This is a genomic window from Brevibacillus sp. M2.1A (assembly GCF_013284355.2).
Taxonomy (GTDB): domain Bacteria; phylum Bacillota; class Bacilli; order Brevibacillales; family Brevibacillaceae; genus Brevibacillus.
Genome location: NZ_JABSUY020000004.1, coordinates 1 through 8697 on the forward strand (window position 1 = coordinate 1; position 8697 = coordinate 8697).

The window sequence follows — 8697 nt, forward strand, 5'->3', positions numbered from 1 at the left end:
ATAACCTTAGAACTATTGCAATTAAGTTCAATAAAGCTGTTGATGAAAAAGAAGCGGAACAATCAACAAAAGTTAAACTGTTTGATGGAACAGCACCTAAGTCCATCGACCGTGTACTTTCTGAAGATGGTAAAACATTGTACCTGCTTGTTTCTAACAATGGTAAATTTGACCAAGGTAAAACTTATAAGTTGACAGTTGATGGTCTGAAAGCTGCTGAAGGAACTGCAACAGTTACTCATGAAGCTACCGTAAAGACTCTTGATACTGAAGTTCCAGTAGCCAAGTCTGCTGTTCTAACTTCTCCAAAAACTCTTGAACTACAATTCTCTGAGCCAGTAGATATCCCAACTCAAAGCGGTGTTCTTACTGATTTAGTACAAATTGATGGCATTAACGTATTTGCTTCTGACGTTAAACAAGCTAATGATGGAAAAGTTACTATTACTTTAGGAAATCCAGTTACTGTAGGTGCTCACAAAGTTAAAGTTTCTAACTTGAAAGACTTTGCGGGCTTGCCACTTGAAGCAAAAGAGTTTGATGTAACTCTTGGCGCTGATACAACTCCTCCAGCAGTTACTGGAGTAGAAGTAGTTAATGCTAACACAATTAAGGTTACCTTTAGCGAAGTTGTAGATGAGTCCACAGTTCATGCTGGTAACCAAGCCTTGTATGTTAAAGTTCCAGGAAAACAAAACAATGATGTTACAGTTGTAAATAAAAAGAGCTCAACTGTTTATGAGATGACTCTGCAAACTCCACTTGATCTTGCTGCAGTTGTACAAGCGGAACTCGCTTACAATAACATCAAAGACAACTACGGCAATGAAGTGAAAGAAGAAAAGACATTTAAATTTACAGCTATTGACGATGTTACTTCTCCAACAGTAGCTGGTCATACTGTAGATAGCAGCAACAATGTTGAGATTACATTCTCTAAAGCTGTGAAGAATGTAGATAAGAGTGACTTCCTGCTTCTGGATAAAGATGGCAAGGTAGTCAATGGTGGAATTACGGATGTAGTGGTAAAATCCATTGACAACCAAGCGAGTGATAAGACTTTTGTTATCCAAATTAATGATGCTCTGAACAAGTCCGGAGTATACAGTGTTAAAGTAGTAAAAGAAAATAACATCGTAGATAAGTCTATCCGTGAAAACAAACTAGGCGAAGCTACATTTGCTATTACCTTGGCAGATAAACAAGCTCCAGAAATGATAAGTGCTAAATGGCAAGTTGAAATTGGTGATAATATCATTTCTGATGGCGATTCTTTTGATAGCAAAATCACTATTATCTTTAATGAATCAATGGATATTGCAACACTAGCAAATAAAGCAAACTATCTGTTAGGTGACAAACCACTTTCTGATATTAGTGCTGCAACTGTTACACCTTCTACTGATGGTAAATCAGTAGTGATTACTTTCAATAAAGCAGAAGCATCACCAGAGCAATTTGGAAGTCTAAAAGTATTGGCAGTGAAAGATGTTGCCGGAAATACTTTGAAATCAGGACAATTGAACCAAAACCTCTCTAGCTTGTCTGGTATCTACGGAGCATATAATCCTTCTGTTGCATTTAATGATGCAATTCAGGAAAATGCCGTTCAATTGGTAGCGAAAAATAAGGTTAAAGTCTCCGCTGAAGCAGGTCACTTGTTTACTGCTGTAGATCCAAACAAAGTAACTGTTGTAGTAGGTAACACTCTTGAAGCGCAAGTTACCAGTGTAAATCTGGCAACAGATAAAAAATCTGTTGAACTGACATTGAGCAAAGAGCTGAAACCAAATGCTACAAGCGACGGTACTGCGACTGTTAAGCTTAAAGCAGATAAAGGTGCCTTTGTATTTGAAGGCGCAATCGCAACTGATGCAGGAACTTCCGCTGATCTGGTTGATAAAGTAAAACCAGCTCTGGTAGTACCAGCAAAAGGAAAACTGCTGACAGATGATGCTAAGGATATGATCACTTTAGAGTTCGATGAAGTGGTAGCAGGTGATGATGCGGCTGTTAAACAAGCATTGGTCATTAAAAACACTGATGGTAGCCGTATTCCAACAGCTAAATACTCCATTGATAAAGTACAAGACAACAAGCTGGAAATCACTTTCAGTGATATCAGCATTGACGGTGCAGTAACTGTTGAGTTGCTCAACAATATCGTAATTACTGATGCTATCGGTAACTATGCAAGCGATTTTGCTGCAGTATCTTCAGATGCATTTGTAGTTGAAGTGTTGAGTGATACGGCAAAAGCACTGAATGCAATCAACAGCGGAACATTTGTATTTGCTGACTTGACTAAAGCTGGTGTAATCGGCGCAGTTGAAGCGAAACTTGCTGATTATAAAGCAGCTATTGCAGCAGCAAAAGTAACAAAAGGTTCTGACCTGACACTTGCTCAAGTTCAAACTGAAGTAGACAAGGTAAATACTCCTCCGGTAGTAGCAGACAAAGCAACTTTGACTACAAAAGTTGGAGAGGCTAAAGCTAAGAAAGAAGCTGACTACACTCCTGAGTCTTGGACAGCTGCTAACTTGGCAACTGTGATTGCTAATGCAGAATCAGTACTGAACAAAGCAGATGCAACTCAGGCTGAAGTTGATGCTCAAGTAACTGCTGTCAGCGAAGCAGTTGCAAAACTTGTAGAAAAAACTCCAGTAGTAGCAGACAAAGCAACTTTGACTACAAAAGTTGGAGAGGCTAAAGCTAAGAAAGAAGCTGACTACACTCCTGAGTCTTGGACAGCTGCTAACTTGGCAACTGTGATTGCTAATGCAGAAGAAGCACTGAACAAAGCAGATGCAACTCAAGCTGAAGTTGATGCTCAAGTAACTGCTGTCACCGAAGCAATTGCTAAATTGGTAACTCTTTAATAAAATCACGAAACGTTACTTCATAAACTCATTAATTGAGTGAAAGAAGTGGAGAACGACCCCTAGACAACTTTCATAGCGGTCTAGGGGTTTTCTCTAACTATCTTGTCAAATAGATTGGTGCAACTCCAATCCATGAGAACAGCCTATGACTCATGTGCCTAATCCTCCTGCACGGAAAGCAGTCCTATACCAATTGCTCCCGTGAAGTCAGGTGAAGTCGTACTTGCTTAGAGGCAAGGCGGGGCTCCTTAAAAGTTGGCTATGGTCAGGCGACGAATCCATGGTGACCCAATACGAGATAGCTGTTGTTAGGTAATGAAGCGCTAGGGGTTTAACAACAGTCGCTGTACGCGAGATCGTACAGACGAAACAGGAATAATTCAGGCTGTTAAACCTGTTTTTCTCGGATTGTATAGTGGGGACCTAAGGTCAGCAAAACAAGGGATAGACAAGGTGGAACGTTTGAAGTCTTATCAGAAGAGGTGGGATAGCACCAGTGAGGCTGATAAGATGGCAGCGGGTTCGTAGTAGTGTAGATGGCTTGCCGTTTGTACCCGTAGTGGTAACACAGGCGGGGAGGAGAAAACTGGCCGGAGCGAAGGAACCCAGTCAGTGGATAAGAAGGATACGAGAACTTACAATGGGCGTTGTAGTTTCTCAAGTCTACAAATGAACAATTTCCAAAAAGGATTGCAGAGAGATCATTTCTGCAGTCCTTTTTTGCGTTTCATCCTGCTTTAAGGCCACTGCCAGTATAGCTCCTTAAGACGATTACGTTTGTGAGAATTTTGTGAGAAGCATTTGATAGGATGAAGATGCCCATTGTAAGACGTAACATTCCCTTCTTCGCTGATGGAACGCCGTATGCGATGAAAGTCGCCCGTACGGTGTAGGCTCGTTATAACCCCAAATTTCAAACGGGATAAGACGAGAATAGCGAGATTGTCTGGAATGCGAAGGAAGTAGTAAAAGGTATGGCACCAACCGGTGGTAGAGAAGAGACGAATCAGTTGGAAATTTTAACAGGTGCAAGTAAAGACGGAAGGATTCAGGTAGTATTTGATGATGGTCAGATTCGAAAAGACATTGTTCAATCGGTGAACATGAATGACAGTGCTTCAACGATCTTTTTCCAGCTATATGATGCGATTTATCAAGAATTAAAAGCGGATTATAATATTACAGGAAGTGGTATGACTATTTATATTAACGAACCAACACAAGAGGCAGACAAAGATATTACCATCACGTTAGAAGATCTAGACGCGACGGGTGTCACTGGAGTAGGTTCAGAATGGAGAAAGGGAGTTGCTGGTACAGGCGGAGTAGCTGAGGTGAATGAACTTGAAATTACTGAGGCTGGTTCTGGCTCGAAGGATTTGAGTGTTAACTTTACAGATGGAAACTATTTGAATGAGACGGCGACTGTTACCCTTCAAGGTACAGAAACATCTGCTGAAATTGCAGACAAAATTGCATCTGCTTTTCAAGCACTCAACAATGGAAAAGGGATATTCCGTCAAAATATCACGGTTTCTGGCGCGAAGGTAACATTTACGTCTACGAAAACAGTAGCAGACCAAAATATTACAATTACAGTTACCAGTAATTAGTTTTCAATCAGAAGCTTTTAAATCCTTAATGCTTCACAAGAGTCTGCCTCACAGAGGCAGGCTCTTTCTTTCGTTAACAAGGTAAGCGAAATGAGTGCCCAACTCCCTTGAGTACTTTAGGTCCAATGCCTCTCCCGTAGCAATACGCTATTCCATTATGATATAAAAATAAAAAGCCTTCCTATCCCGTAGCAAATCACAGGGATTAGAAGGCGATTTGACTTACACTTTCCCAATCAACGTACTAATTTCTCTCTCATACCCATATCGCTTGAAAAACTCAATCAATGCAACAGCGAATATATCTCTCTGACTAATATTTTTTTCCTTACTGTATTCGCGAACCATTTGATCGAGTGTATTTGTCATATGAACGGATTTCGTAACAAAGACTCCAGGTACAGCATATCGAGGAACTTTACCTGATTCCGAGCCAGGAACGATTAGATCGATTAGACGGCCCCTGTTACGCTCCAAAAGCTCAAGTAGGGAAAGATACTGATCCATCTGGTTCGAAGCCGTAAGAGCAGATCTAGACGCTACAAAAGGCTCCTCAAGTTCTTCCAGCGGGATATCCGATTCTGCTTCCTTGTGGACTATTTCCTTATCGGTCAGTTTCCCATATTCCTTCACATAGTTCTTCGTATCAGAACACCACTTGTATCCTTTTGCCCTCATATATGTTGCCAGCTCCCGATGATCCTGAAAGCCCATACGTTTGGCAATCGTCTTCGCATCTGCTCCTTCTTTCTGAAAGAGCGAGAGAATCGTCGACTCCATCGAAGACTTCATTAAATCCTTGCTTGGATCCCACTTCTCAGTACTTGTATGTATTGGTACGTAGGCTTGTTTATAACGATCCCACATAAAATTCTTGCGACGCATGTATATATCTAATGTCTTGTAATTCTTATGTCCCAATTCCTTCGCTAGCTCATCTCTCGTTTTTCCCTCAACCATGCCGCGCAATATCTCATTGACACGCTCGTCATAGATTGGTTTTTTCTCTGTACGTATATCCACTCTCTACACTCCTATATATCTCTCTTTTAAAGTGTTTGGATATTTTATACACTCACCTACAAGTGGTTGATCGCATCTCGCAGCTGATCTAAATTGGTGTGTGTATAAACACTGGTTACGTTCAAAGATGAATGTCCTAGAAGTTTTTGTATTTGAACCAGATTAACATCCTTTTTTACTAGTTGACTTGCAAAGCTGTGGCGGAGGATATGAGCTGTCACTTTCTTACTCCAGCCTAATCGTTTGACTGCTTCTGTAATTTCTCGATTGACGTATACCGGTGATAGTTTACCGCTTTTCTTGGTACAAAAAAATCGATTCGAATCTGAATCAGGTCGATGATGCAATACGTATTCTTTCAGCGTGGGTAGTAAACGGGGAGAGATTGGAATAAATCGATCCTTGTTTCCCTTACCGGCCACTACGTGAATCACCTGTTGATCCCACTTCACATCATCTAAAGTTAGGTTCAGGCATTCTGATATGCGCATACCAGTCAAGAAGAGGACCATAACCACTAGTCTAATTAGGGAGTGGTCGATGGCGTTAACTAAATCGTTTACTTCTTCTTCTTCCAAGTATGTTCTTTCCTTTTGCTGCACCTTAATTTTCTCGACGGATAACGCAATATTGCGAGGAACCCATTCTTTTTTATGTGCATAAGCAAAGAATGAACGAAAAGTATGAAGGTTACGTTGTCTACTGGCAGGAGCATAGGAACGCTCTGATTTCAGATATAAAAGAAAATCTTCGATATCCGTTGCAGTTACTTCATCGACGTAAGGCTCACAGTTGTATTTGCTCTCCAGAAAACGGGTAAAGTAGGTCAAATCCTTTTTATACCCCGTTATCGTTTGTTCACTCCGGCTAATGGAGAACAAGTATTGCAGGAAAATATCTACTGCTTGGGTTAAAACCATTTGTTTCAAAACACCACCATGAATGTCAGCATACTTATACAAAAAGAGTAGCCGAAATATGCGGGTAACACCTTTAGTATATCCGTAGTTTGGTTATTTAAATCCTTTAAAAAGAATGTGTTATCTGATTGAAAAAGTTATAAGCTTTCAGTTAACCTTCCACCATTTTCATCTTTTTACATAATTTTTTCAAACGGCCAGAAAAATACCCCGTACACATTTCTGCGTATGGGGTATTTTCTTAACTGTTCGATTAGTTATGAGCAGTTACGTCAGCTTTAACTCCGTATCCATTTGCATCTTTCAGAGTTTCGCCAGTAGTTTTAACTGTGATTGTTTTAGTTGGATCCCAGTTAGAAGAAACTTGACCATCGTAACCAGTACCGTTAACTTGAGGAGTCAGTGAGATTTTCACTTGTTTAGCGTTACCAGCTACTAGAGATACTGCTGCATCTCCTTCTGTACCACCTGTACCGTTAGTACCCAAAGTACCCAAAGTCAATGCATCGGATCCTACCAAGATTTCGAACTCAGCAGAGAGTTTAGTTGGATCGTCGATTGCTGTTGCAGTTGTGCTGTCAATGTTCTCGTTGAAAGTAAGAACGATGTCGTTACCCAGAACTTGAACAGTTTGCAGAACAGCAGCTGTGTTGTCAGCGATATTAACTCCGAAATCAGCAGCTTTTTCCATAACATTGCCAGCTTTATCAGCTACATTGCTTACAGTCAGAGTTGCTGGAGTACCAGCTTGAGCACCGAACGCTACAGTTTCAGCTTTCAGTTCGATAGTTACGCTATTTTTAGCGGAGCTATTGAAGTAGATGCTAGCTTTTGTGCTATCCAGTGCAACACCATCGAGTTTGTAGTTAGCCAGATCAAGAGCAGAAGCTCCTACTTCTTCGCTAAAGTCTACAACAAACTTGTTAACACCAGTTACTGCTGCATCAGTGGTAGTTTCAGTATCCAGAGTAGCAGTTGGTTTTACAGTATCAGTTGCATTTCCTACAGTTACTGTAGTAGTAGCTGCTGCACTCAAGTTACCAAGAGCATCTTTTACTGCACCTGCTCCGATTTGTACTGTGTAAGTACCGTTTTCGATTTCAGCAGCACCAGCTACGAAATCAACCAGCAATACTTTAGGAGAACCAGCTTTAGCAACAGTAGTTGCTGCGATAGCATCGAAACGAACACCTTCAGCATTTGTGATAAGGAGTTTAGTCTCATCTACGTTTGCATCAAGTCCTTGGAAATCTTCATCGAAAGTCAATTCGATAGTTTGTTTGTCGTCTGCTACTTTAGAAGAAACGAAACGAGGACCTTGAGCATCACGGTTGAAGGTGATTGCTTGTGTATACGCATCGTTACCATTGTTGTAAGCATCTTTAATTGCATTAGCATCAACAATCAAAGTAACTTGTGCAGTTGCAGCTGTGTTGGAAGCATAGAGACCGTAGTTAGGTGCACCAGCTCCACCAAGGTTAAAGGATACATCATAAGTTTTGTTTGTGGTATCATTAGCATCTGGAGTAACAGTTACTGCTGTACCAGCAGCACCATCAGTATAAACGGTAGAACCCATCAGAATCTTGAGATCTGCTGGTTCCAGTGCAGAAGCACCGCCCGCAAGTTCTTCGCTCAATACAACTTTAACTGTGTTTTGACCAGTTTGAGTCACAGAAGTAATAGCAGGTTTAGTAGTATCAACTGCTTTTACAACAGTGCCATTGTATACAGCCATTGTGTTCAGAGCTGTATCTTGTGCACTGGAAACAAATACAGTTGCAGTTGCGCCACCAGCGATTGCTGGCAAGTTAGCAGCTGGTACAGTTACTACCGTATCACCTGCAACAACTGGAGTATGTGCAACTGGAGTGTTGTTTACACGAACAATCGGTTGTTGTGCAGCTGCAAGTGGCTCAGAGAAAGTAATAGTCAAGTCACCGCTAGCAGCAAATTTAGTTTCAGTGATTGTTGGTGCTACAGTATCAGTTACAGTAATAGTTTGAACTTCACTTGTTACTTTGTTACCTTCAACATCAGTTACACCATCAACTTGGAAAGTGAAAGCTGTGTTGTTAGGTTTTTTGTCAGCAAAAGTGATAACAACGGACTTTTTGTCTGCTTCCAAAGCTGCTTTTGCTTGACCAGTAGTTGTTCCTTCTACCAATGCAGTATCATTTACCTTGTAGTTGCCTTCAGTCTCAGCGGAAGTTTTGTCAACTTCTTTGTTGAAAACAACTTTAACTTGAGTTTGGTTAA

General features: G+C 40.9%; 5 protein-coding genes. 2 read left to right on the forward strand and 3 right to left on the reverse strand.

Annotated features, from left to right (window positions below):
* The coding region (locus tag HP567_RS29775) for an Ig-like domain-containing protein (protein WP_229088261.1) at window positions 1-2879 on the forward strand (2879 nt) is incomplete at its 5' end.
* A gap of 977 nt (window positions 2880-3856) precedes the next feature.
* Window positions 3857-4495, forward strand: coding sequence for a hypothetical protein (locus tag HP567_RS29780; RefSeq protein ID WP_173610491.1), 639 nt, complete (start codon window positions 3857-3859; stop codon window positions 4493-4495).
* 222 nt (window positions 4496-4717) lie between these two features.
* On the opposite strand, the gene HP567_RS29785 is transcribed toward HP567_RS29780, so the two are convergent.
* From HP567_RS29785 to HP567_RS29795, 3 genes are all read right to left on the reverse strand, one after another.
* Entirely contained in the window at window positions 4718-5518 is an 801-nt protein-coding gene (locus tag HP567_RS29785) for a hypothetical protein (RefSeq protein ID WP_173610492.1), read from the reverse strand.
* A 56-nt stretch (window positions 5519-5574) separates the two neighbouring features.
* Window positions 5575-6438, reverse strand: coding sequence for a tyrosine-type recombinase/integrase (locus HP567_RS29790; protein WP_173610503.1), 864 nt, complete (start codon window positions 6436-6438; stop codon window positions 5575-5577).
* A 253-nt stretch (window positions 6439-6691) separates the two neighbouring features.
* Window positions 6692-8697, reverse strand: a 2006-nt coding sequence (locus HP567_RS29795; protein ID WP_173610493.1) for a hypothetical protein, incomplete at its 5' end; no start/stop codon positions are given.